General features: G+C 53.8%; 18 protein-coding genes. 13 read left to right on the top strand and 5 right to left on the bottom strand.

Going from position 1 to position 23,145, the window contains the following annotated elements; all coding sequences use genetic code 11:
- Nucleotides 1-6: 6 nt before the first annotated feature.
- From DPO_RS07825 to DPO_RS07785, 8 genes are all read left to right on the top strand, one after another.
- Nucleotides 7-1,062 carry an HD domain-containing phosphohydrolase gene (locus tag DPO_RS07825; RefSeq protein WP_006965265.1) on the top strand — a complete coding sequence of 352 codons (1,056 nt, stop codon included), beginning with the start codon at nucleotides 7-9 and terminating at the stop codon, nucleotides 1,060-1,062.
- A complete protein-coding gene (locus DPO_RS07820; RefSeq protein WP_006965264.1) occupies nucleotides 1,047-1,832 on the top strand; it encodes a substrate-binding periplasmic protein in 786 nt (261 codons plus the stop codon). Before DPO_RS07825 ends, DPO_RS07820 begins: the two co-directional genes overlap by 16 nt.
- Nucleotides 1,829-2,527 carry a signal transduction histidine kinase gene (locus DPO_RS07815; protein WP_006965263.1) on the top strand — a complete coding sequence of 233 codons (699 nt, stop codon included), beginning with the start codon at nucleotides 1,829-1,831 and terminating at the stop codon, nucleotides 2,525-2,527. Before DPO_RS07820 ends, DPO_RS07815 begins: the two co-directional genes overlap by 4 nt.
- The gene (locus DPO_RS07810) at nucleotides 2,508-4,169 is read left to right on the top strand and encodes a hybrid sensor histidine kinase/response regulator (RefSeq protein WP_006965262.1); all 1,662 of its coding nucleotides are present in this window, start codon (nucleotides 2,508-2,510) and stop codon (nucleotides 4,167-4,169) included. Before DPO_RS07815 ends, DPO_RS07810 begins: the two co-directional genes overlap by 20 nt.
- Nucleotides 4,166-5,446 carry a CHASE4 domain-containing protein gene (locus tag DPO_RS07805; protein ID WP_006965261.1) on the top strand — a complete coding sequence of 427 codons (1,281 nt, stop codon included), beginning with the start codon at nucleotides 4,166-4,168 and terminating at the stop codon, nucleotides 5,444-5,446. Before DPO_RS07810 ends, DPO_RS07805 begins: the two co-directional genes overlap by 4 nt.
- 313 nt (nucleotides 5,447-5,759) lie before the next feature.
- Nucleotides 5,760-7,919 carry an ATP-binding protein gene (locus DPO_RS26025; protein WP_083912014.1) on the top strand — a complete coding sequence of 720 codons (2,160 nt, stop codon included), beginning with the start codon at nucleotides 5,760-5,762 and terminating at the stop codon, nucleotides 7,917-7,919.
- On the top strand, nucleotides 7,916-10,024 hold the full coding sequence (locus DPO_RS26020; RefSeq protein WP_006965258.1) for a two-component system sensor histidine kinase NtrB: 2,109 nt from the start codon (nucleotides 7,916-7,918) through the stop codon (nucleotides 10,022-10,024). Before DPO_RS26025 ends, DPO_RS26020 begins: the two co-directional genes overlap by 4 nt.
- Nucleotides 10,021-11,775 carry a diguanylate cyclase gene (locus DPO_RS07785; protein WP_006965257.1) on the top strand — a complete coding sequence of 585 codons (1,755 nt, stop codon included), beginning with the start codon at nucleotides 10,021-10,023 and terminating at the stop codon, nucleotides 11,773-11,775. Before DPO_RS26020 ends, DPO_RS07785 begins: the two co-directional genes overlap by 4 nt.
- A gap of 46 nt (nucleotides 11,776-11,821) precedes the next feature.
- On the opposite strand, the gene DPO_RS26715 is transcribed toward DPO_RS07785, so the two are convergent.
- Both DPO_RS26715 and DPO_RS07775 read right to left on the bottom strand, forming a co-directional pair.
- Entirely contained in the window at nucleotides 11,822-12,010 is a 189-nt protein-coding gene (locus tag DPO_RS26715; protein WP_006965256.1) for a PIN domain-containing protein, read from the bottom strand.
- Complete coding sequence (locus tag DPO_RS07775) at nucleotides 12,003-12,251, bottom strand: ribbon-helix-helix domain-containing protein (RefSeq protein WP_006965255.1); 249 nt, start codon at nucleotides 12,249-12,251, stop codon at nucleotides 12,003-12,005. Before DPO_RS07775 ends, DPO_RS26715 begins: the two co-directional genes overlap by 8 nt.
- A 215-nt stretch (nucleotides 12,252-12,466) precedes the next feature.
- Between DPO_RS07775 and DPO_RS07770 the strand changes: the two genes are divergently transcribed.
- From DPO_RS07770 to DPO_RS07750, 5 genes are read left to right on the top strand one after another with little or no spacing between them, the layout of a single operon-like run.
- Entirely contained in the window at nucleotides 12,467-13,402 is a 936-nt protein-coding gene (locus DPO_RS07770; protein WP_006965254.1) for an NADH-quinone oxidoreductase subunit B family protein, read from the top strand.
- Between the two features lie 2 nt (nucleotides 13,403-13,404).
- On the top strand, nucleotides 13,405-14,931 hold the full coding sequence (locus DPO_RS07765; protein ID WP_006965253.1) for a nickel-dependent hydrogenase large subunit: 1,527 nt from the start codon (nucleotides 13,405-13,407) through the stop codon (nucleotides 14,929-14,931).
- Nucleotides 14,921-15,358 (top strand): hydrogenase maturation protease, encoded by a 438-nt coding sequence (locus tag DPO_RS07760; RefSeq protein WP_006965252.1) that lies wholly within the window; start codon nucleotides 14,921-14,923, stop codon nucleotides 15,356-15,358. Before DPO_RS07765 ends, DPO_RS07760 begins: the two co-directional genes overlap by 11 nt.
- A 4-nt stretch (nucleotides 15,359-15,362) precedes the next feature.
- Entirely contained in the window at nucleotides 15,363-18,359 is a 2,997-nt protein-coding gene (locus tag DPO_RS07755; RefSeq protein WP_006965251.1) for a PAS domain-containing hybrid sensor histidine kinase/response regulator, read from the top strand.
- Between the two features lie 36 nt (nucleotides 18,360-18,395).
- Nucleotides 18,396-19,346, top strand: coding sequence for a diguanylate cyclase domain-containing protein (locus DPO_RS07750; RefSeq protein ID WP_006965250.1), 951 nt, complete (start codon nucleotides 18,396-18,398; stop codon nucleotides 19,344-19,346).
- A 72-nt stretch (nucleotides 19,347-19,418) separates the two neighbouring features.
- Here DPO_RS07750 and DPO_RS23815 read toward each other — a convergent pair whose 3' ends face one another.
- From DPO_RS23815 to DPO_RS07735, 3 genes are all read right to left on the bottom strand, one after another.
- Nucleotides 19,419-20,456 (bottom strand): hypothetical protein, encoded by a 1,038-nt coding sequence (locus tag DPO_RS23815; RefSeq protein ID WP_006965249.1) that lies wholly within the window; start codon nucleotides 20,454-20,456, stop codon nucleotides 19,419-19,421.
- Nucleotides 20,437-22,653, bottom strand: coding sequence for a DUF1156 domain-containing protein (locus tag DPO_RS07740; protein WP_006965248.1), 2,217 nt, complete (start codon nucleotides 22,651-22,653; stop codon nucleotides 20,437-20,439). The genes DPO_RS23815 and DPO_RS07740 overlap by 20 nt, the downstream gene beginning before the upstream one ends.
- A gap of 155 nt (nucleotides 22,654-22,808) precedes the next feature.
- A complete protein-coding gene (locus tag DPO_RS07735; RefSeq protein ID WP_006965247.1) occupies nucleotides 22,809-23,141 on the bottom strand; it encodes a histidine triad nucleotide-binding protein in 333 nt (110 codons plus the stop codon).
- Nucleotides 23,142-23,145 lie beyond the last annotated feature (4 nt).

Here is a 23,145-nt window from a genome sequence, read left to right as displayed (position 1 = left end):
GTGACCATGGAATCACGGCAGCACAATCGGGCAGAAAAAATCCATATCCTGGTGGTTGACGATGATACCGCCATAAGACAGCTGCTGCAACAAGGTGTTGAGATGTCCGGATATGATTGTTCCAGCGCGCCCAGTGGAGAAGATGCCCTGGAAGTTCTGAAAACCCGGAAAGTGGATGTGGTGATCACCGATATCATCATGCCCGGGATGACCGGCATTGAACTGACCCGGGCGGTCAAGGAAACCCATGACGCGGATGTCATCGTCATGACCGGGTATGCGGAAGCATACACCTTTGAGAAGGTGATTGAAGAAGGTGCGAGTGATTTTGTGCAAAAGCCGGTCAATCTGAAAGAAATGATGATCCGCCTCAGGCGGGTGCTCAGGGAACGGGACCTGTTTTCTGCCAAAGATGAGGCTGCCCTGCAACTGCAGCACATGCTGGGCCAACTGAAAAAAAGCCTCTTTGGAACGATCCAGGTCATCGTCTCCATGGTGGAGAAGCGGGACCCCTATACCGCAGGTCACCAGCAGCGGGTGGCCCAGCTGGCCTGCGCCATTGCCGGGGAAATGAAGATGCCCAATGATGTCATAGAGGGGATCGGCATGGCAGGAGCGATCCATGACCTGGGAAAGATTGCCGTTCCAGCTGAAATTCTGAGCAAACCCACGCGGTTGACAAAAGAGGAGTTCAGCCTGGTAAAATCCCATGCCAGGGCCGGATTTGAGATCCTGAAAAATATTGACTTTCCCTGGCCCGTGGCCCGGATCGCCCATCAGCACCATGAAAGGATGAACGGCACGGGTTATCCCGGAGGGCTCAAAGGAGAGGAGATCCTCCTGGAATCCAGAATCATTGCCGTGGCTGACACGGTGGAGGCCATGGCATCCCACCGGCCCTACCGCCCGGCCCTGGGCATCGATGCCGCACTGGAAGCGGTCAATCAAGGGAAAGGGGACCTGTATGATGCAAAGGTTGTGGATGCCTGCACACAGCTTTTTTCAAAAAAAACGTTCCGGTTTGATGATAAATTACAGGATCAGATATGGCCAAAACCCTGACCAGATTGCTTGTTCTGCTTGTCCTGGCGATCCACCCGGTTTGCCTGGCGCTTGCCGATGAGATCCTGCTGGCGGCGGACCCGTGGTGCCCCTACAACTGCGGCGGGCAAGAAGAACACTCCGGGTTCATGGTGGACATCGCAAGAGCGGTGTTCGAGAAAAACGGCCATCGGGTCATCTATGTGACCGTGCCCTGGGCACGCGCCATCCATGGTACACGGACCGGGCAGTATGACGGCATCATCGGGGCAGGCAGGACCGAAACCCCGGATTTCGTGTTTCCGGATATCGAACAGGGCCTTGCCTGTCACACCTTTTATGTCAAAAAAGGAAACCCCTGGCAATATGACGGCCCGGCATCCCTGGATCATGTCACCCTGGGGGTGATCCGCAACTATTCATACGGCACTCTATTCGATACCTATATCAGGCAGCACCAGGCAGATTTGGCAAAAGTCCAGGTGATCAGCGGTGAATCAGGCCTGGCGTTGAACATCAGAAAACTTGTGGCCGGCAGAATAGAGGTTCTTATCGAAGACCGGGCCGTGTTTCAGTATTTTCTTCACAAAAAAGGCATACCCGATGACTTTGCCCGGGCTGGTACCGCAGCCATGGAACCTGTGTATATCGCATTTTCACCCATTTCGGCAGATGCCCGCAAATACGCGGACATGCTGACCCGGGAAATGGCCGAACTGAGACGGTCCGGTGCCCTGTCAGATATATTGAAACAATATGGTCTTACCGACTGGAGAGATGTGGACAAATGAAACCGGCCCCATTGAAACTGCTTTCCCTTATCAGAGAACAGATCACCCTGTTTACGAGACCCGGCCTGACCCGGCGGGTACTGCTGTATATTCTGCTGTGCAGCTCGTTTTTTACGCTCCTGAGCACCGGGGTTCAGCTGTACACCGATTATCAAAGAGACCGGTCAGACATTCATCACCATATCGATTTTATCCGGGACAGCTATCTGGAACCGCTGGCAGTCCATGCCTACAACATGGATTATCACCAGCTGAACCTGCTGCTGGCAGGGATATTCAATTTCAAAGATATCGTGTACCTGGAAATCAGCGAACCTTTGGACAGCACCCGCCAAACCCTGACAAAAATGGGGACCCTGCCGGAAAACCGCACCATCTGCAGGGAATTCACACTCACCTATCCATCCGACCCGGGCAAAGGACCTCAGCATGCCTTCCTGATGGTGGCAGCCAGCCTCACCAATGTTTACCAGCGGCTCTGGGACAAGACCCTGGTGATCCTGGTTTCCAATGCCGTCAAGACATTTATGGCAGCTTTGTGCATCTTTGTGATCATCCAGTATGTGATCACCCGGCACCTGGTCCGGATGGCCGCCTATACCAAAGGTCTGCACATGGACCAGCCGGCCCTGCCGCTGAATCTCAGGGATTGTAAAGACCTGTCCGGTCCGGGAGATGAATCTCAGGGATTGTAAAGACCTGTCCGGTCCGGGAGATGAACTGGACCAGCTGGCCTGTGCCATCACCGACCTGTGGGACCGGGCGGTCCGGACCGGGGAGTCTCTGAAAAAGAGCCAGGCCCACTACCGGCTGCTGGCTGACAATGTCATCGACGTGATCTGGACCATGGACATGGACCGGCGTTTCACCTATATCAGCCCGTCCGTGGAACCGCTGACCGGATTCACGCCGGAAGCGTTCATGGCAGGATCGCTGCTGGAACGTTTTACAAAAGCTTCATTCAAAAAAGCGATGACCGTGTACAGACAGGGCACCTCTCTGGAGAAAAAAATGGGGAAGGGGTTTGTCCAAAAAAACCGCACCCTGGAACTGGAAATTATCCGAAAAGACGGCACCACAGTATGGACCGAGACACGGGCCGCGTTCCTCCGGGAAGCAGACGGCAGCCTGGCCGGAATTATCGGGGTGACAAGGGACATATCCAGACGCCGGCAGGCGGAAACCCGGCTCCGGCAGGCCCAGAAACTGGAGGCCATCGGCAGCCTGGCCGGGGGCATTGCCCATGATTTCAACAACATTCTTTCCGCCGTTATCGGGTATTCCCAGCTGGCCATGGACCGGCTGCCCAAAGACAGCCCGGCCCAGAAAGACCTTGCGCAGGTCTACAAAGGGGGAGAACGGGCCAAAGAACTGGTGATGCAGATCCTTGCCTTCAGCCGGCAGAAGGGGCAGCAGGCAGCTCCCATTCAGATCGGTCCCATCATCAAGGAGGTGCTCAAATTTCTCAAATCAACCCTGCCCAGTTCCATTACGATCCGGCAGGAGGTCATGCCGGATGCAGGACATATCCTGGCTGACCCGACACAGATCCACCAGGTGCTCATGAACCTGTGCACCAACGCGGCCCATGCCATGGATCAAACCGGCGGAGCGTTGACGGTCAAGCTTTCCGGCATCACCCTGGACCAGTATGCAGCTGAAACAGATCCAGACCTTTCACCGGGAAAATATCTGAAATTGACAGTGGGTGACACCGGGCACGGGATCGCCCCGGACATCCTGCCCAAGATTTTCGATCCCTATTTCACCACCAAAAAACGCGGGCAGGGAACGGGGCTGGGCCTTGCCACGGTGCACGGCATTATAAAATCGTGCAACGGCAGCATCGCTGTTTCCAGCACCCCGGGCCAGGGCACCATCTTTCATCTGTATTTTCCGGTCATCGACACCCCGGCAGAGTCTGCACCGGAAAAACCGGTCCCGCCTTCAGCTGCCAAAAGCGATACATGCATCCTGTTTGTGGATGATGAACCCGCTATTGCAGATCTGGGCAGACAGCTTCTGGCGCATCTGGGATACACGGCAGATACCCGCACCGACCCTCTTGAGGCCCTGGCCCTGGTCACATCCAGTCCGGACCGGTTCGCCCTGGTGATCACGGACCTGACCATGCCCGGCATGAAAGGGGACCAGCTGGCCTCAGAGCTGATGAAAATCCGGCCGGACCTGCCCGTGATCCTGTGTTCGGGCTTCAGCAGGGATATGACCAAAGCTGCAGCAGAATCTGCCGGCATCAAGGCCTTTGTCCCCAAACCCATACTCAAAGACAACCTGGCTGCCGTGATCCGGCAGGTACTGGGAGATAAAAACGCATGAAAATCGGATTGCGCAGACAAACATTTCTCATCATCGTTTCCATATGCCTGGTGCTGATTGTCAGCCTGATGCTCTCTTCGCGCCTGCTCATTTTGACCGGGTTCAGGCACCTGGAAACAGAACATGTACAGCAGGATGTGGCACAGGCGTGGCATTTCATATCAAAGGATATCCAGTGGCTGGCATCCATTGCAGGCGACTGGGCCCCCTGGGACGACACCTATGGTTTTGTCCAGGACCAAAACACCCGGTACATCGACAGCAACCTGTCTGTGGAAACCATTGCCAACCTGGGTATCCATTTCATGCTGTTTGTGGATCCGGCCGGCAGGCAGGTGCATACAGCAGCCATTGACCTGAAAAAAAAAGAGGCTGTCATACTGCCTAAAGGGGTATGGGACCAGATCCGTTCAAAAAAAGCCTTGTTTGAATTCCCCGACCCCAGGCAGGGCGTGTCCGGATTTTTCATGTTCGAGCACCAGCCCGTGCTGATCGCATCCCATGCCATCGTGCCCAGCAACTATCAGGGACCTCCCCGGGGAACCCTGGTGGTCGGCAGGTTCCTGGATCCATCAGAAATCAAAAAAATCACTGATGCCGCAGGCCTGTCCCTGTCCATCCATGCTGCAGACAGTACCCCCCTGCCCGATGATGTAAAAAAAGCCGCATCCCTGATATCTGACAAAACCCCGGTGGTCACGCTTCCCCAAAACAAGGAGATCATCTCAGGGTATATGGTATGCAGGGATATCCAGCAAAACCCGGGATTCATTCTAAAAATTGATGTGACCCGGAAAATCTTCAAACAGGGAATGAACACCTGGCTCTATTTCAATATCGCCGTGGTGTTTATCGGTGTGGTGTTTGTCCTGGCAACCATGTATCTGATGGAAAGATCCGTGCTCTCTCCGCTGCTCAGAATCATCGAAAAAATCAGTGCCATCGATGGCAGTGACAATGTGTCAAAGCGGCTGCCCGTGTCCGGCACAGGAGAGCTGGGAAAACTGGAACTCTCGATAAACGGGATGCTGGACCGCATCCAGAGAGCCCACAATGAAATCAAGACCCTGGAAGGACTGATTCCCATCTGCTCCTATTGTAAAAACATCCGGGATGATGAGGGCTTCTGGCAGAAAGTGGACCATTTCATTCACCATCGCACCGATGCCAGGTTCAGCCACGGCATCTGTCCGGAATGCGCAGAAAAGCACTTTCCGGAAATGGATCTGTATAACCTCCAGAAAAAATGCCCTCCTGGAAATGGCGGATCAATATAAAAAAGGGCTGGTGAAAACGGCAGAGGTGTTCCATTTCCTTGCCTTTGAGGTTATCAACCGGCATCTGCTGGAAGAAAACCGCAAATTTTTCAGCCTTTTTCAGAACCAGGGAGCATAAAGCGGGTTGTAAACGCCCGGAGGGTGATGTCTTTGAAGGACACTATGCTGTTTTGTTGCACCACGAAGCACACGAAGAGCACGAAGAAAAGGTTTTTTAGACCTCTTCGTGATCTTCGTGCGCTTCGTGGTTTAAAAAATCCAACCATTGAACTTACCCTGTTCCTGCCCTTGGAAGAAACAGTGGTAATGTTGCTTGGGGAATTTGAGGAGGTGTAAATTGGCCTTTAACATTCGAACAAAAATCATCGGAGGATATGCCGTTATTGTTCTGCTGGTTGCCTTGGTAGGTTTTGCGGGTATGTACACCATGAAATCCATTGAAAATGAGCATAATGAAATTATCTCCGGGCATTTGAATCCTGCGGTAATAACAGGTATGGTAGCTAATCGGATTGGCTTTATTCATTCGAATTCTCTATTGCACCTGTTCAGCAAATCCATTGATGATATGGGCCGCTATGAATCTGAAATTGATGCGGGCCAGGATAAAATAAACAGAGATATCGAAACAATAAGAACACTACTGGTAAATCCGGACATAATCGATAAGCTGGATACATTTCATGACAGCTGGAAACTGTATATGAAAATATGGCATGAACAGGTAGTGCCAATGAGCAGAGCAAATCTTGATAAGAGTGTATTTGAACTGTCAAGAAAAAGAGGTGCAGCAGGCTCAGCCGAACTGGAAGCGGTAAATAATCTGAATGAATTGCTGAAAATGGTTGTTTCGGAAGCTGACCACCGGTTAAGTGTATCAGGCCGGCTATACCGCAAAAGACTCTATGTTTCACTGGCGGTCAGCCTGGGAGTCATCATACTGGGTTTATTTATCGGCATAAGACAAAGCACATTAATTGCGCGTCCCGTGAATGCTGTGGCATCGGCAGCAAAACGACTGACAAAAGGAGACCTGGATCAGAGGATAGATGTTAAAACAGGTGACGAGATAGAGATTTTGGCTGATTCTTTTAATGTAATGGCCGGAAAACTGAAACAAAAGATTAACAAATTACATAGTGAAATTAACGTTCGCAAGCAGGCAGAAGAAGATCTCAAGGAATATCGTAATCAGCTTGAAGAGAAAGTAAAAGAACGCACACAGGATCTTGAGGAAAGAGAAGCAAAACTCAGAGCCATATATGAAGCGGCCCAGGATGTTTCTCTGATTATAATCGACGGTCAGGATCCTGACATGCCAATACTTGAATTCAGCCCTGGCGCAGAGAACATATTCGGTTATCACCGATCGGAAATTAAAGGAACCCCGGTTTCGGTTTTGCATTTACCAAAAGATACTGCCAGATTTCCTGCCGTCTTTCAGCAGATGAAAGACAGGGGTGAAGGATCTGGCGAAGAGATCACCATGGTCAGGAAGACAGGGGAAAAATTCTTTGCTATGTCTTCAACATACCCGTTGTATAATAAGAAAAAAGAAATGTATGCTGTTTTAAGTGTACATATTGACATAGATAAACAAAAAAAACTTCAAGTCCAGCTCAACCATTCCCAAAAACTGGAGGCCATCGGCAGTCTGGCCGGGGGCATTGCCCATGATTTCAACAACATTCTTTCCGCCATTATCGGGTATTCCCAGCTGGCCATGGACCGGCTGCCCAAAGACAGTCCGGCCCAGAAAGACCTTGCACAGGTCTACAAGGCCGGGGAACGGGCCAGAAACCTGGTGATGCAGATCCTTACCTTCAGCCGGCAGAAAGAGCAGAATGCGGCCCCCATTCAGATCGGTCCCATCATCAAGGAGGTGCTCAAATTTCTCAAAGCAACCCTGCCCAGTTCCATTGAGATCCGGCAGGAGATCATGCCGGATGCAGGACATGTTCTGGCTGACCCGACACAGATCCACCAGGTGCTCATGAACCTGTGCACCAATGCGGCCCATGCCATGGATCAAACCGGCGGGGAGTTGACGGTCACACTTTCTGACGTCACCCTGGATCAGGATGCAGCTGAAACAGATCCAGACCTTTTGCCTGGAAAATATCTGAAATTGACCGTGGCTGACACCGGGCACGGAATCGCCCCGGAGATCCTGCCCAAAATCTTCGAACCCTATTTCACCACCAAAAAACGCGGGCAGGGAACGGGGCTGGGCCTTGCCACGGTGCACGGCATCATAAAATCCTATGGGGGCGGCATCACGGTTTCCAGCACCCCGGGACAGGGCACCACCTTTGATCTGTATTTTCCGGTCATCGAGACCCCGGCAGAATCTGCACCGGAAAAACCGGCCCCGGCCACGGCTGCCAAAAGCAGTGCCTGCATCCTGTTTGTGGATGATGAGCCAGGCATTGCAGATTTGGGCGGGCAGGTACTGGGAGACAAAAAAGCATGAAGAGCGGATTGCGCAGAAAAGCAAAGACAATCACTCTCCGGGCGTTTACAACCCGGTTTATTTTATTGTGCGTGCTTCCGCTTTTTTTGCTGGCATTGTGCCTTGCAGCGGCCCATGTCTATACGCTTCAAACCAGGCAGGCCCGTGAAATGCGGGCACAGGCGCACAATGTGATGCAGGCGGTGGATCGTGATCTGTCTGCACGCATCTCTGCGTTGCAGGTTCTGGCCGGCTCTCCGCTCATCGATGATCCGCCCCGCCTGGAAGATTTTTATAAAGAGGCCCGGGGGTTTCGGGCGCACTTTACCGGCCATGTCATCCTTGCGGATATGGATACCCGGATGGTTTTCAACACCCGGGTGCCGTTCGGAACGCAACTGCCGCTGCTTCCCGTGCCAAAAGGGTTTGCTGCAGCCCCGTTTGTGATGGAGACAGGAAAACCGGCTGTCGGAGACATGTTCCCCGGACCCATTGCCAGGGAACCGCTGGTGGCGATTGTGGTACCCGTCACCCATGCGGGAAAAATCCAGGCCCTTTTGCTGAGCATTGTCGGAACAGCGCAGTACCAGGCGCTTCTGGATGACCTGGCAATTCCAGAGGGATATTGCGTGACCCTGGTTGACAGCAAAAAGGCGGGAATGGCACACCGAAACATGTCAGATGGTGAAAAAACAGATGGAGACACAGATCCGGGGAAAAAGATCACTGTCACATCATCGGTTTCTCACTGGGAAATTGTTCTTGATGTATCCAGCCGGGATTACTTCCGGCCGGTTTACATGGCAGGGGCCGGTCTGCTGATGGCGGTTGTCCTGGTCGTTTCAGCCAGTATCATCGGAGGCCGTCTGATGGGAGAAAAGCTGGTCCGGTTTGTGGCATCCCTCACTGGAAAGCAGCCGTCCGGAACCTTTTCAGAGAGGATCGCGGAAATAGAAAAGGTGCGATCCGTTCTGGACAAGGCTGCCAGAGACAGGGAACTGTCCATGGAAAGATACCGCCTGCTGTTCGAGAACATGAACGAGGGGTTTGTCCTGCACGAAATCATCATGGATGACCAGGCACGGCCCGTGGATTTTTGCCTCCTTGAGATCAATCCTGCTGCGGAACACCTGACCGGACTGCAGCGGTCAGAAGTGATCGGACGGCGTGTCAGTCAAATGGGAACAGAACCCTTCTGGATCGATCATTACGTCAACGTGGTCCGGTCTGGTGAACCGGTGCGGTTACAGGAGTACAGCGAGGTACTCAGAAAATGGTTTGACCTGTTCGTGTTCCAGCCCAAACAAGGGTATTGCGCCACTGTTTTTTTCGACATAACCGACCGCGTAAAGCTTGAAAGCCAGATCCGTCAGACGCAGAAGATGGAAGCGGTGGGAACCCTGGCCGGCGGTGTTGCCCATGACTATAACAACATGCTCAGCGTGATTATCGGGTACACGCAGATCGCGATGGACAAGACAGAACCGTCCGGTCAGCTGCATGCGGATCTCATGGAAGTGATGAACGCGGCTGAACGCTCCGTGGACATTACCCGCCAGCTGCTGGCCTTTGCCCGCAAACAGACCATTGCACCCAAAGTGCTTGATCTGAACGACACGGTGGACGGGATGCTCAAAATGCTGCGGCGGCTGATCAGCGAAGAGATAGATCTGGCCTGGCAGCCGGATTGCCGGGTGTGGCCTGTCCATATGGATCGTTCCCAGATCGATCAGTTGCTGGTCAATCTGTGCGTCAACGCCCGGGATGCCATTGAAGGCGGCGGAAAACTCATTATTGAGACGAAAAATGCGACCCTTGACGCGGCCTACTGTTCCGAACATCCCGGGGCCTGCCCGGGTGATTTTGTCATGCTGGCGGTCAGCGATGATGGCTGCGGCATGGACCGGCAGACCCTGGACAATATTTTCGAGCCCTTTTTCACGACCAAAGAGCTCGGCCGCGGCACCGGCCTGGGACTGTCCACGGTGTATGGCATTGTCAAGCAGAACAACGGGTTTGTCGATGTATCCAGTGAGCAGGGAAAGGGAACAACCTTCAGAATTTATCTGCCGCGCCATCAAGGCACAGTGGAAGAGATGTCGCCCGGGAAAGGAGAGCTGTTTTGATCAGACGGTTTGTAAAAATCAGTGGGTTTATTTTTGCCGGGTTCCTGGTTATGGATATGTTCATGGCATACCAGATGAACAACGGGTATCAAAATGATCAGGCCATGGCGGTGTCGCTGAAACTGTCCGTAATCCGGGCACATATTGAAAAGGAAATTACTCAAAATCTGCTGCTGGTGTATGGCACAGCCAATTTTATTTCCGTCAACCCAGATCTTTCGCAGACAGAGTTCCAGCAGTATGCCAAAGGGGTCATGGCCAGACAGAATCTGTTGAAAAATTTGGGGGCAGCCCCGGATTTTGTCATAAAATATATCTATCCCCTGGAAGGAAACCGGCAGATGCTGGGGGTGGATTACAGGCAGCTTGAAGATCAGTGGGAGCTGGTCAGACAGGTGCGGGAGACCGGGGATATGGTTGTGGCAGGACCGCTTCAGCTGGTGCAGGGCGGCCGGGGCCTGATCGGCAGGGCTCCGGTGGTGCTCAGAACCGCCGGCTCTCCTGGATTCTGGGGGGTGGTATCAGCGGTGATCGATGTGGACCGCCTGTTTGCGAACGTGGAAATTGACAAATTGGAAGATTTGGAGATCGCCATCCGGGGAACAGACGGGACCGGTGACCGGGGAGAGGTGTTCCTGGGCGATCGATCCCTGTTTGACTCTGCAAAAAACGCTGTGCTCATGAACGTGACTTTTCCCTCGGGTGCATGGCAGATTGCGGCCCGCCCCAAGCGCGGCTGGGCCACACATCACCCTTTTTCCTGGGTGATGCACGGGTTGATGGCTTTGTTCTTTCTGACCGTTGTGTTTTTTGTGTTCAGGTCATTGCAGGATATTGCCGAAAGAAAACGTGTGGCACTGGCACTGAAAAAAGAGGAAAGAAAGATGCGGGCCATGCTGGAGGCGTCCTATGATGCCTATGTCATGATCGATGATGAGGAAACCATCCTTTTCTGGAGCCCGGCAGCCGGGAAGATGTTCGGCTGGACAAATGAAGAGGCGATGGGCCAAAAGGTGCACTCGCTGATCGCACCTTCCCGGTACCATGAAGATGCTGCCAGGGGAATTGAACAGTTTGCCAGAACAGGACAGGGCCGCCTGCTGAATTCGGTTCTGGAGCTGGAAGCATGCCGGAAAACCGGGGAGTGTTTTCCCGTTGAAATGACAGTGGCCGCGTTCAGAAACGAGGGCAGATATTATGCGGTCAGCAGTGTCAGGGACATCACCCGGCGCAAAAAGGCGCAAAAAGAGCTGGAAAAAATGGCAACCACAGACAGCCTGACCGGCCTTGTCAACCGGGGACACTTCATGTCACTGGCAGAAGCAGAAATACAAAGGTCTCTGCGGTATGCCCGCCCCCTTTCCATCCTGATGATCGATGCGGACCGGTTTAAAAATATCAACGACACCCATGGCCATGACATCGGAGACAAGGTGCTGCAGGCCCTTGGGGCAACACTTGAATCTGTGCTGCGGAGCACGGATACTGCCGGCCGCATCGGCGGTGAGGAGTTTGCGCTGATGCTTCCTGAAACCGCTCTGCCGGCAGCCATGGCCCTGGCTGAGCGGCTGCGGCAGACGGTTGAACAAAAATCGATCCCAATGTCCGGCGGACCGCCGATCTCATTTACCGTGAGCATCGGGGTGGCAGCGCTGACAGACCCCTCCCAGGGAATCGATGATTTATTGAAGCGCGCGGATCAGGCTTTGTATCACGCCAAATCCTCCGGGAGAAACCGGGTGGCTTCATAGCCATCAGGACTTTTTTGATCTCTTCTTGTCGATCCTTGTGTTTTGATTATTTTTGAATCCAGGTTTTAACAAACGCGCTGGGAAACATGATATCGATATCGATATATTCTTCAATTATTTGCTGAGAAAAGCACAGGGTAATCTTTCCTTTTTTCCAGCAGTCGGTTATCTGCCTTGGAATGCCCCCGAAGAAGGAAGAAATAAAAACATTTGTATCAACGACAACTTTAAGCATTTTTTGACCGAACCTGTTTTATTGCTTTTTCGATATCTGATTCAGAAATATTGTTTTGGGCCAGGTTTTGGCCAATTTTATCCCACAGGTTGTCGATATAGGCACTCGTATCTCTCTCTTTTGTGTATTTCTCTAAAAGTTCACGCACGAGTTCACTTAAATTTTTCCCCTCGGCTTTGGCCAGCTGACTGACTTTGTTTTTCAAGTTTGATTCGAGCCGAATTATCATTTGCGTTGCCATGGTTAAATCCCCCCAGATTATATTGTATATATAAGTTATACAAAATATTTGAGTCTGCCAACCAGGGAGATTGAAAAAATTAATGCCACACCATCTGAATATCAGTCAGAACTGCCTGAATCACATTTTCAAACACGGCCTTGACACCACCCGGCTGCCTGGTCTATATCAAACCAAACAACATTGTAAATTTCATGACAAGGAGCCCCCCCCCCATGAAAACCGTTTACTGGCTTCAGGGCGGTGGATGCGGCGGCGACACCTATTCACTGCTGAGCAGTGATTTTATGGATGTCTCCGAACTGTTCACCACCCTTGACCTTAAGCTGCTGTGGCACCCGTCCCTGTGCAGCATCGACCCGGCCGCCCATGAACGTTTGCTGACCGATATTGCATCCGGCACCACCCCACTGGACATTCTGATGGTGGAAGGATCGATCATCTTCGGCCCGGCCGGCACCGGCATGTTTGACACCTTCCGAGGCCGGGCCAAAAAAGAGCTGTGCCACACCCTGGCCAGCCATGCCCGGTATGTGGTGGCCGTGGGCACCTGTGCCGCATTCGGCGGATTCGGGGCAGGCCATGCCATCGAAGCCACCGGCCTTCAATTCACAAAAAAGAAAAAAGGGGGGGCATTGGGCAGGGAGTTTGTATCCGGATCCGGCATGCCGGTGATCAACCTGGCCGGATGCCCCTGCCACCATGACGTGATCGCCGGGGCCCTCATGGCGGTTGCCTCTGATGTTCCCCTGGAACTGGACCGGTTCCAGCGGCCCCTGGAGTGGTACAACACCATGGTGCACCAGGGCTGTACCCGGAACGAATACCATGAATACCGGGTGGAAGAGTCTGATTTCGGCGAAATGGGATGCCTGTTTTTTCACATGGGGTGTGCAGGCCCCCTGGTTCCGGGACCCTGTAACAAACTGCTGTGGAACCGTCACTCATCCAAACCCCGGGCCGGTGTGCCCTGTTTTGGATGTACCAGTCCTGATTTTCCCAAATCAAACCCGTTTTTTCATACCCCCAATATCGAGGGGATTCCCCTGGAACTGCCCAAAGGCGTCAACCGTGCCCATTACATGGTGTACAAGGGAATGGCAGCCGAGGCAGCCCCGGAACGGCTCAAAAAACGCAGTGCAAAGGTGTAGTCATGTCTTCTGAAACAAAAAAAATCGATATTCCCTTCAACCGGGTCGAAGGCGACCTTGAAGTCAAGGTGGATGTCACAGACGATACCATCACTGATGCCTGGAGCTGCGGCACCATGTACCGGGGATTCGAAGCCATGATGACCGGCAGGGGTCCCCTGGACGGTCTGGTGATCACCCCACGTATCTGCGGTATCTGCAGCCTCACCCACCTGAATGCCGCGGCTGTTGCACTGGACCGGATCGCACAGGTGACCCTGCCGGACAACGCCATCCGCCTGCGAAATGTCGCACTGATGGCGGAGACCATCCAGAGCGACCTGCGCCAGGCCGTTCTCATGTACATGGCAGATTTCACCAATCACAAGGCCTACCAGAAACACCCGCTTTTCAAAGAGGCTGTGGCCCGGTACCAGATGCTGTCCGGCAGCAGCGTGGTGGAGGTGATCCGCAAAACCAAACGCCTCATCGAAATCATCGCCATCATCGGGGGTCAATGGCCCCATACCTCCTTTATGGTTCCCGGCGGGGTCACCTCCATTCCCTATGTGCCAAAGCTCATGCAGTCCCGCCTCATATTTAACCGGTTCCTGGAATGGTATGAAAAAAAAGTGCTGGGATGTACCATCGCACGATGGCAGGCGGTCACCACCCGAAAAGAACTTGCCCAATGGTTTGAAGAGCGGCCCGAACACAGAGACAGCGAAGTGGGCTTCTTTATCCGGTTTGCCGAAAAAGCCGGGCTGGATACCTATGGCCGGGGAAATGACCACTTTCTTTGCTTTGGTAATTTTCCTTTGCCCAAAGACACGGCTGTCACCCCCCGGGTCCCCGGAACAGATCAGCTGACCACGCCGGGGTTTTTCCGGGAGACTGAATACCTGGCCCTGGATGCCGCCAGCATAAAAGAGGATATCACCTGTTCCTGGTTTGAGCAAAAACCAGTGGTAAGTCACCCCTTTGACAGTGTGACCCGGCCCTATGCATCCGGCAACATGGGCAAACCCTATTCCTGGGTCAAGGCCCCCCGGTATGACGGCCTGCCCGCAGAAACAGGCCCTTTGGCCGAAGCCGTGATGGACCGGGTGCCCCTGTTCCTGGACCTGATCCGCAACACCGGGGCCACGGCCCTGGTCCGGCAACTGGCCCGCATCACCCGCCCGGCAAGGCTGCTGCCGGATATGGGCACCTGGATCGATGAACTGCTGGCCCATCATGCCGACCCGTTTTACACCCCGGTCAAAACCATTCCCGACGGACAGGGGGCCGGCATGATCCAGGCGGCCCGGGGAGCGCTGGGACACTGGGTCACTATTGAAAACAGTAAAATCAGTAATTATCAGGTGATCACCCCGACCGCCTGGAACGGCTCCCCAAGAGATGGGCAAAACCAGCCCGGCCCGTGGGAATCAGCCCTGAAAGGCACGCCGGTGAAAGACCCGGACAACCCCGTGGAAGCCGGCCATGTGATCCGCTCCTTTGATCCGTGCATGGTGTGCGCCGTGCACATCGTAAAAAATGAAAAATAAGATCCTCTGCATCGGCAGCCGCCTGGTTGAGACCGACAAAGCCGGCCCGGAAGTATATGACCGGTTGTGCCGCAAAAAGATCCCGGCCCACACCGACCTGGTGGAAGGGGGAATTGCCGGGCTGAATCTGCTGTGCCACCTGGAACAGGCCGGGGTGGTGGTGTTTGTGGATGCCGTGTCAGGATTCACCCGCCCGGGCCAGATGATTGTGCTGACCGGACAACAGGTGCAGGCCGCCTGCCCGAAACCAGTATATGACCATTCGGCCGGGATCGCCTATCTGCTGGCCGTGCTGCCCCGGGTGTGCCAGGGTTCTTTGCCCGAAGAGATCTTTCTGGTGGGCCTGGAAGGCCGGTGTGACAGCACTACCCTTGACCGGGCTGCAGATGCATCCCTGACAATGACCCGGAAAAACCCGGTGGTATAAGATCATGATAAAACCGCAAAAAACCATGCAGGAACTGATAAAAGAAAACCGGATGCTGCGCCGTGAGATCAAGGTGACAAGGGAAGCTGCCGACATCACTGCCCGGCTGGTGGTGAGACAGTTTGAAAAAACCGAACAGAGCCTGCACCGCACGGCAACAGCCAACTCCCAGCGGCAGGCGATCCTGGAGGCCGCCACCCAGCTCTCCATCATCGCCACAGACCTGTCAGGAAAGATCAATCTGTTCAACCAGGGGGCGGAAAATCTGCTGGGGTATGGTCCCGGCGAGATGATGGGTCAGCCGGTTGACCGCATCCATCTGCTATCAGAACTGCGGCAGTATGCCCAAAAACTTGCCGTAAAAACGCCGGACGTACCCGCTGCTGTCATGGTGTTTGACCAGCATGTCAAACAGCAGATTGTCCATGCCAGTGAATGGACTTATCTGTGTAAAAACGGGACTCACCTGCCGGTCAACCTGTCTGTTACCGCATTTTACAGCGCCCGGGGCACAATGAAGGGATATCTGTTCACCGCCATGGACATGAGCAGCCAAAAACAGATGCAGCAGGAGCTGATACAGGCCATGGAGGCTGCTGAATCAGCCAATGCCTCCAAGGGTGATTTTCTGGCCCGCATGAGTCATGAGATCCGGACCCCCATGAACGGCATCATCGGCATGGCCTATCTCATGGAAAAAACGTCTCTGAGCCGGACCCAGAAAAACTATCTGAACAAAATCCTCTCGTCTGCCAAAACCCTGCTCAATCTCATCAACGATATCCTGGACTTCTCCAAAATCGATGCCGGCAAGCTCACCCTGGAAACCATCGAGTTTCAGCTGGAAGATGTGCTGGTGGACCTGTATAACACCATCGGGTTCCAGGCGGAAGAAAAGGGGCTGGAGTTTCTGTTTCACATGGATGATTCCCTGCCGCTGAAGCTTGTGGGTGATCCTTTGCGGCTGGGACAGATCCTGATCAATCTGGCAGGCAATGCCATCAAATTCACACAATCCGGTGAAATCATCATTTCCGTGACTGGAGAAAAAGTGCTAACCGGACCGGACCAGCATTCGGCAACCGGCGACACAACCCACAGGACAGGGCCGCATGCACCGGACGGTGCCGGGGACCTTCCCCGGGTGATGCTGACCTTTTCCGTCAAGGACAGCGGCATCGGGCTGGCCCCGGATCAGCTGGATCATCTGTTTGAAGCCTTCAGCCAGGCAGACGGATCCATCACCCGCAAATATGGCGGCACCGGCCTGGGACTGTCCATCTGCAGCCAGCTGATCCAGATGATGGGCGGTCAGATCCGGGTGGACAGCACACCCCAAAAAGGCACCACCTTCACCTTTACAGCGATGATGCAGTACACCACCGGCCGGCAGTCTTCTGTGCGGCTGACAAAAGCGCGGTTTCAGGGGCTCCGGGCCCTGGTGGTGGATGACAACCAGATGGCCCGACAGCTTCTGGGCAGCATGCTCACCTCCTTTCACATGCAGGTGGACACGGCGAGCGACGGAAAAACCGCGCTGGCACGCCTGAAAAAGGCCGTGCGGGAGAACCGGCCCTATGATGTGATTCTCCTGGACTGGCTCATGCCTCAAATGGACGGTATTGAAACCGCCCGCCGCATCCACCGTGACAAAACCCTGGCAAAGATCCCTGCCATGCTCATGGTCACGGCCAGCAACCGGGAACAAGCCCGGCAGAAAGGGGGAAAAAGCGGCATCAACGCCTTTCTGACCAAGCCGGTTTACCCTTCGGTGATGTTTGATACCCTTATCCGGGTACTGGATACACAGGACCGGTCTGAAGATCTATCCGGACCGGCACAGCCTGTCACCCGGCCTTCCCAGGGACAGATGACCGGGGCAAAGATCCTGCTGGCCGAAGACAACCCCATCAACCAGGAGGTGGCGGCCGGCCTGCTCATGGATATGGGAGTGGAGGTGGACATAGCCGGAAATGGCCTCATCTGCCTGGAAAAGCTCGAAAAAAACGTTTATGACCTAGTGTTAATGGATATTCAGATGCCGGAGATGGACGGGCTGGAGACCACCCGCCGCATCCGGCGGAATCCCGAATTGTCCGATCTGCCCGTGATCGCCATGACCGCCCATGCCATGACCGGAGACCGGAAAAAAAGCCTGGATGCCGGCATGAATGACCATATCACCAAGCCCGTGGAACCGGCGGCCCTGTGTGAGATGCTCCAGCGGTTTCTGCCACAGGACAAACAACCCGCCGCCGGGGCACCTGCGGCAGTGCCCAAAAAACCGATTCCATTGACCCCGTCCGGAACCGGGAAAACCACACCCTGGAAACCTGAGACCACGCTGCCGGCAGACCTGCCGGTCATGTCAGGCATCGATCCGGACCAGGCACTGGCCCATGTCACACCTGCCATGCTGATCAAACTAATGTATGATTTTAAACGCACCTACCAGGATCTGCCGGAAAAAATCTCGGCCTGTCAGGCGGGAAACGACCTGGAAACCCTCCGGACAACGGCCCACACCCTCAAGGGCGTTGCCGGGTATATCGGGGCGCTGCCGCTGCAGCAGGCCGCCGGAGAGCTGGAAACCTGTCTCAAGCAGAACCCGGCCGGCCCCAGCACCTCTGAGAACACCCTGCCGGCTTTCGAACTGATCCTCCAGGGGTTTGTCACAAATCTCCAAACCGTGTTGAACAGCCTGGATCTGCTGCCTCCGGTTCCCCCCACCGCCGGGCAGCCGGTTTCCGGGGACAGGGATCCCCTGGACGGAACCGGTGAGGCCCATCTCCTTCCCCTGACCGAAAAGGATAAAAAAGTAATGCAGCACTTTTCAGACCTGCTGAGCAATGGGGAACTGACCGCGGAAGAGATGCTCCCGGATATTCATGCCATTCTGACCCGATGCGGATTCCACGCGGAATGGACACAGATCAGAGAAAAAATGGATGAAATCGAGTATGATGCCGCCGCACATATAATAAACCGCCTGCTCGAATGACGACGTAACCTTTACAGACACCAACGGACCCAGGCCATGATCCCGAACAAAACCACACGTATCCTGATTGTAGATGACGAAAAGATGAACCTCAAGGTGCTCACTGAACTCCTCAGGGAGGACTACACCCTGGTGCTGGCCAAAAACGGGGAACAGGCCCTGAAATTTGCCCGGCAAAAACCTTTGCCGGACCTGATCCTGTTGGATGTGGTCATGCCGGAAATGGGGGGCCACGACGTCATCCGGCAGTTGAAGGAAGACCCTTTGACCAAAGAGATTCCCGTCATCTTTGTGACTGCGCTGAGCAGCACCGGAGACGAGGAGCAGGGGCTGAAGCTGGGGGCTGTGGACTACATCACCAAGCCGTTTTCACCGCCCATCGTGAAAATGAGAATCCATAACCATATCCGGTTTGTTCACCATCACCGGCTCTTGGATCGGCTGGCCTACCTGGATCCGCTGACGGAAATCGCCAACCGGCGCCGGTTTGACCAGGTGCTGGTCAAAGAGTTGTCCCGGGCCGCCAGAAACTGCACCAGTTTGTCTGTGGGCATGGTGGATGTGGATTTTTTCAAGCAGTACAATGACCAATACGGTCATGCCATGGGAGACCGTGCCCTGTATCAGATTGCCTCTTCTCTGAAAGCATCCCTGGAACGGCCCGGAGACCTGGTTGCCCGGTATGGCGGAGAGGAATTTGCCCTGATCCTGCCGGAAACCGATGCCCCGGCCGCCGGCAGGGTGGCGGAAAAAGCCCGGCGTGCGGTTGAAAACGAAAAAATTCCCCATACCATCTCCAGCGTATCTTCGCACATCACTGTCAGCGCGGGCACTGCCACTGTCCGCTTTACCGGACGTGCCGGTGAACAGCTCAGGGAGACCCGGGACGGCCAGACTTGTGAACATACTGTCGAATCCCTGATGCTCCAGGCAGACCAGCACCTCTACAAGGCCAAGCAGAACGGCCGCAACCAGGTATGGCCATGAAGATGCTGTTGTATTGCACCACGAAGATCATATGAAAACCATCATCTCCCTGACATCGCCACACGGTCCGTTTTACCGATGCCGAGCCTGAAATTCCTTCAATCGGGTGTACTCAACCAGCTGGTCCAGGGTTTTCAGGGTAAACACCTTCCCCCGGGTGGCAATAATCATTTTTTTCATATCTTCCCTGCGGACCCCGAAACCACGGCCTCCGATACATGCAATCACCTCATACCTGGGATCATCAATGTTCCGGCCGGCAAGACTCAGTTCGCCAAGATGCTGAATGCGGGTTACTTTGTCCCGGGCGGTTCCGTCATCCTCGGTAATCTTTGCTTCTATGATAATCTGGGGATTGAATTCACTGGGGATGATGAAATCCGGGGACTGGTCAAACCCCTCGATCCGTTCAGCCCGCTTGGTTTTCCGAAAACTGATGCCAGCGTTGGTGAGTACCTCTTCAATGGCAGATTCCAGGCTGTCGCCGATGATGTCACTTACAGAATCCCTGTGTCCGGCAAACGGCCTGCCAAGAACCCGTTCATACAGCAGCATGGCATAAGGGGCGCCGATTCTGGAAAGATTTTTGATGCTGGATAGTCCCTGTTTCGTATCGGCTTTGTTCAGGCGGTGCAATTGATCCTGCCTTACTTTTGGCGCACCTGTGGATAATAATTGACAGGCCGTCTGGATCAAGGCTTCAACCCGTTCCCTGACCACCCCGTTGATATTGAGTTTTGTTTCAGGGGCCATGCGGATTTTCCGGTCAAGGGCGCGCACAAACCCCTGGGTAACGGACACACCGGTCCGCTGAGTGCTCACATACCCCCATTCCGGGGGTGTAAACCCCAGCATGGCACGCAGAACCACCAGGGCAATCGGATCGGAAACCGTTACCATAAATATCTTATCCGGATCAAGCCGGGAAAATCCATTGGTAACCGCTTTTAACGTCTCATATCCCCGCTCAAAAACCGGGTATTCTACAAACCCGGCCCCTTTTGGCATGACCAGAAATTCGGATTCCAGACAGGAAAACACACTGTCAATATACACATCAACATCATCGAGGATCTCATCAATCCCCGCCTCAAAAGGGAATTTCGTCATGGTCTGTTCCATATTTTTCAATACGTTCATTAACGGCAAACAGCGAGACTTCATCCTTTGTCGTATCACAGACGGTTTCAATAAACTGTTCAATTTCCACCAGACGGCCGAAATGCAAAAGCCAGGCCCCGACTTTCGCTATCCGGGACGCGACCGGTTTGTCTTTCTCCCACCCGGACCGCAGAGACCAGATGGCCAGACGAACCAGATGGCCGAAAATGATACATCGGATATCACCCGGGGTCGGCTTGACATGGCCCGCCTTGAGATAAATCAGGTCTGCCTGAACAATTTGTGCCACTTCCCGTGGTGAATCAGCCAGCCATTTGCGCTGCATGGTACCGGTGGACCGGCAGACAAATACCGTGTCAATAATGGATGACCCGGTGCCGTTGATATGAATGGAACCGCCCATTTCACCGGGACATGGCAAGGAAGCTGAACAGACCAGGCCGGCATCCAGAATTCCCACGGCCACGGGATAATAGGCTTCCAGTTTGTTGTGGTGATAGGTAAACACCAGCGGAGATCCATTTTTCAAGGCCTTTGCCATGCGTTGGAACACCGTTGAAAGGCCGTGGGTGAAATGAGTGAAATCACGGCCCATGTCTACATTTCCGGTCAGCTCTTCCGCGTTTCTGGTAGATGGGGCGCTAAACGCGGAAGACGTCTGCCCCACCAGTTTTTTCAACCACACATAACAGAAATCCATGAGTTCGGCATACTGGACATTACCAAAATAAGGGGGATCCGTGAAAACCGCATCCAGTGAATTGTCAGGCAGATCCGCTGCCGCCGCATCCCGGCAAGAGATGTCCACCCGCCGGATATCATCACACCCGGTCCCGTTGAACCGGTCTCCGATCCATTCCTTTTCAATGGGGATTATCTTTTTTTTACGCCCGACAACCTGTACCTCAAAAGGATGGTCACAATACGCCTTGGCTTTTTTGAACTTTTCAATAATGTTGGCCCAGCCGCCGCTGCCCACACACAGGGTGCGGCCGGGTTCCACAATACCCAGAAAATTGGATTCACATTGCATCAACCCGACAGGAAACCCATGGACTGAAAAGATATCAAGGGATTTCAAAACTTTTGTATCATAACGGCACAGCATGTTCTGATACCGGAGCAGATCAGACAGATTGGTGGCCAGGGCATTGCGCACCCGTTCATTTGGCATCCGGGCAATCAGTTGCGAGGACAGTTCCAGCCCCAGAAGCTGCCTTGGGTTGAACATTTCCCGATAATACCGATACCCCCACCGGTGCAGCCGGTTGGTTTCATCTCCGCTGGGGATGCTGTCATCGGGAACAAATTGGGGGGTGATGGCTTTCCATCGGTTTTCCGCGTCTTTTATGTTTTCAATGTCCTTTGCATCCGGTTTTTTGAAAAACCGGCCGGTATGAGACGGTTTGCACGCCCGGCAATAATATTCCATGGCAAAAACGCGGTGGCCCAACGGTCCGGTTTCCGGGGCCGGAAACCGGTTGTCCGTGCCACAGTGATCACATTTACAATGCCCTCTTTTTGCAGGTCCCTCATACCGCAGGTCTGCCTGGCAATGCCGGCACGGCCCGGGATTTTTTCTGTCTTCGGATTCCGTCAGGTCCCCGCAAACCGGGCAGACAAACACATTTTCGGGGTGTCTGGCATCCGTGGCAATTAAATATTTTTGAAACAGATCGATCTGTTTTCCACAGGTTTTGCAGTTAAGATGTTTTATCCAGAGAAAATATTTGACATCCGCTTTTTCCGACCCGCAGATCATACACTTTGTGCGGTAAAGATGGCCGATCTTCGCTTCAAGGGATGCCCGCAGATCAGCGGCAGCCTCGGTATATGCGGCCAGATCCAGGTGCTCGATCTCCTGTTTGACCACCCAGTAAGCCATGGGATTGATGTCAAATCCGGTGACATCACAACCGGTTCGATTGGCTTCAAGCATGGGGGTTCCCCCGCCCATGAACGGATCTGCGACATGAAGGCCTGAAAAATTGATCGATTGATAAAACGCCTCCCGAAGCGGCGTGTTGCTGAGAAATTCAGACAAAAGCAGGCCCCGGAACAAGGTCCCCGGTCGTCTGGCAAACCATTTGTGAACCGCGATCACCGGGCGGTAATTCTGCTGGACCTGTTTTTCTCTCAAGGCCAGATCAGCGATGAACGCAATATCAAAATCTTTTTCAATCATCTCTATGTTCCATCAATTAAAGATGAACCTCAAGCGCGCATCCGATCACTCGATTCGAAAGTTCATCAAATTCCATCCTTCATGCCCTTCATATCCTTCGTGATCTTCGTGGTCTTCGTGGTAAAATTTAAAGCCACCATCACCACACAGGTCGTTTACCGCTGCCACCCGCCGATCAGGTGCAGGTGCAAATGGAAAATCACCTGCCCCCCGCCCTTTTCCACGTTGAACAGCAGTTTGTATCCGGATTGGTCCACGCCCTGTTCTTTGGCCATTTTCGCGGCCAGCTGAAACAGGCCCCCCACCAGGGACTGGTGCGAAGGTGTCAGGTCGTTGACACTGCGGATATGGGTTTTAGGCACCAGCAGCAGATGGACCGGGGCTGCCGGGCGGATATCTTTGAACACCACATAGGTGTCGTCTTCGTATAAAAACCGGGTGTCCGTCTCTTTGTTGACAATTTTACAGAAAAGACAGTCGTCAGGCATGTGT

The sequence above is a fragment of the Desulfotignum phosphitoxidans DSM 13687 genome (assembly GCF_000350545.1).
Taxonomy (GTDB): domain Bacteria; phylum Desulfobacterota; class Desulfobacteria; order Desulfobacterales; family Desulfobacteraceae; genus Desulfotignum; species Desulfotignum phosphitoxidans.
The sequence above is the reverse complement of the archived record's forward strand: the minus strand, read 5'-3'. Positions and strand labels throughout refer to the sequence as shown.

What these genes read in the sequence shown, in the direction of transcription:
- DPO_RS07825 (WP_006965265.1), top strand. Translation starts at nt 7, where the DNA reads ATGGAATCACGGCAGCACAATCGGGCAGAAAAAATCCATATCCTGGTG.
- DPO_RS07820 (WP_006965264.1), top strand. Translation starts at nt 1,047, where the DNA reads ATGGCCAAAACCCTGACCAGATTGCTTGTTCTGCTTGTCCTGGCGATC.
- DPO_RS07815 (WP_006965263.1), top strand. Translation starts at nt 1,829, where the DNA reads ATGAAACCGGCCCCATTGAAACTGCTTTCCCTTATCAGAGAACAGATC.
- DPO_RS07810 (WP_006965262.1), top strand. Translation starts at nt 2,508, where the DNA reads ATGAATCTCAGGGATTGTAAAGACCTGTCCGGTCCGGGAGATGAACTG.
- DPO_RS07805 (WP_006965261.1), top strand. Translation starts at nt 4,166, where the DNA reads ATGAAAATCGGATTGCGCAGACAAACATTTCTCATCATCGTTTCCATA.
- DPO_RS26020 (WP_006965258.1), top strand. Translation starts at nt 7,916, where the DNA reads ATGAAGAGCGGATTGCGCAGAAAAGCAAAGACAATCACTCTCCGGGCG.
- DPO_RS26715 (WP_006965256.1), bottom strand. Translation starts at nt 12,010, where the DNA reads ATGCTTAAAGTTGTCGTTGATACAAATGTTTTTATTTCTTCCTTCTTC.
- DPO_RS07775 (WP_006965255.1), bottom strand. Translation starts at nt 12,251, where the DNA reads ATGGCAACGCAAATGATAATTCGGCTCGAATCAAACTTGAAAAACAAA.
- DPO_RS07770 (WP_006965254.1), top strand. Translation starts at nt 12,467, where the DNA reads ATGAAAACCGTTTACTGGCTTCAGGGCGGTGGATGCGGCGGCGACACC.
- DPO_RS07765 (WP_006965253.1), top strand. Translation starts at nt 13,405, where the DNA reads ATGTCTTCTGAAACAAAAAAAATCGATATTCCCTTCAACCGGGTCGAA.
- DPO_RS07760 (WP_006965252.1), top strand. Translation starts at nt 14,921, where the DNA reads ATGAAAAATAAGATCCTCTGCATCGGCAGCCGCCTGGTTGAGACCGAC.
- DPO_RS07755 (WP_006965251.1), top strand. Translation starts at nt 15,363, where the DNA reads ATGATAAAACCGCAAAAAACCATGCAGGAACTGATAAAAGAAAACCGG.
- DPO_RS07750 (WP_006965250.1), top strand. Translation starts at nt 18,396, where the DNA reads ATGATCCCGAACAAAACCACACGTATCCTGATTGTAGATGACGAAAAG.
- DPO_RS23815 (WP_006965249.1), bottom strand. Translation starts at nt 20,456, where the DNA reads ATGACGAAATTCCCTTTTGAGGCGGGGATTGATGAGATCCTCGATGAT.
- DPO_RS07740 (WP_006965248.1), bottom strand. Translation starts at nt 22,653, where the DNA reads ATGATTGAAAAAGATTTTGATATTGCGTTCATCGCTGATCTGGCCTTG.
- DPO_RS07735 (WP_006965247.1), bottom strand. Translation starts at nt 23,141, where the DNA reads ATGCCTGACGACTGTCTTTTCTGTAAAATTGTCAACAAAGAGACGGAC.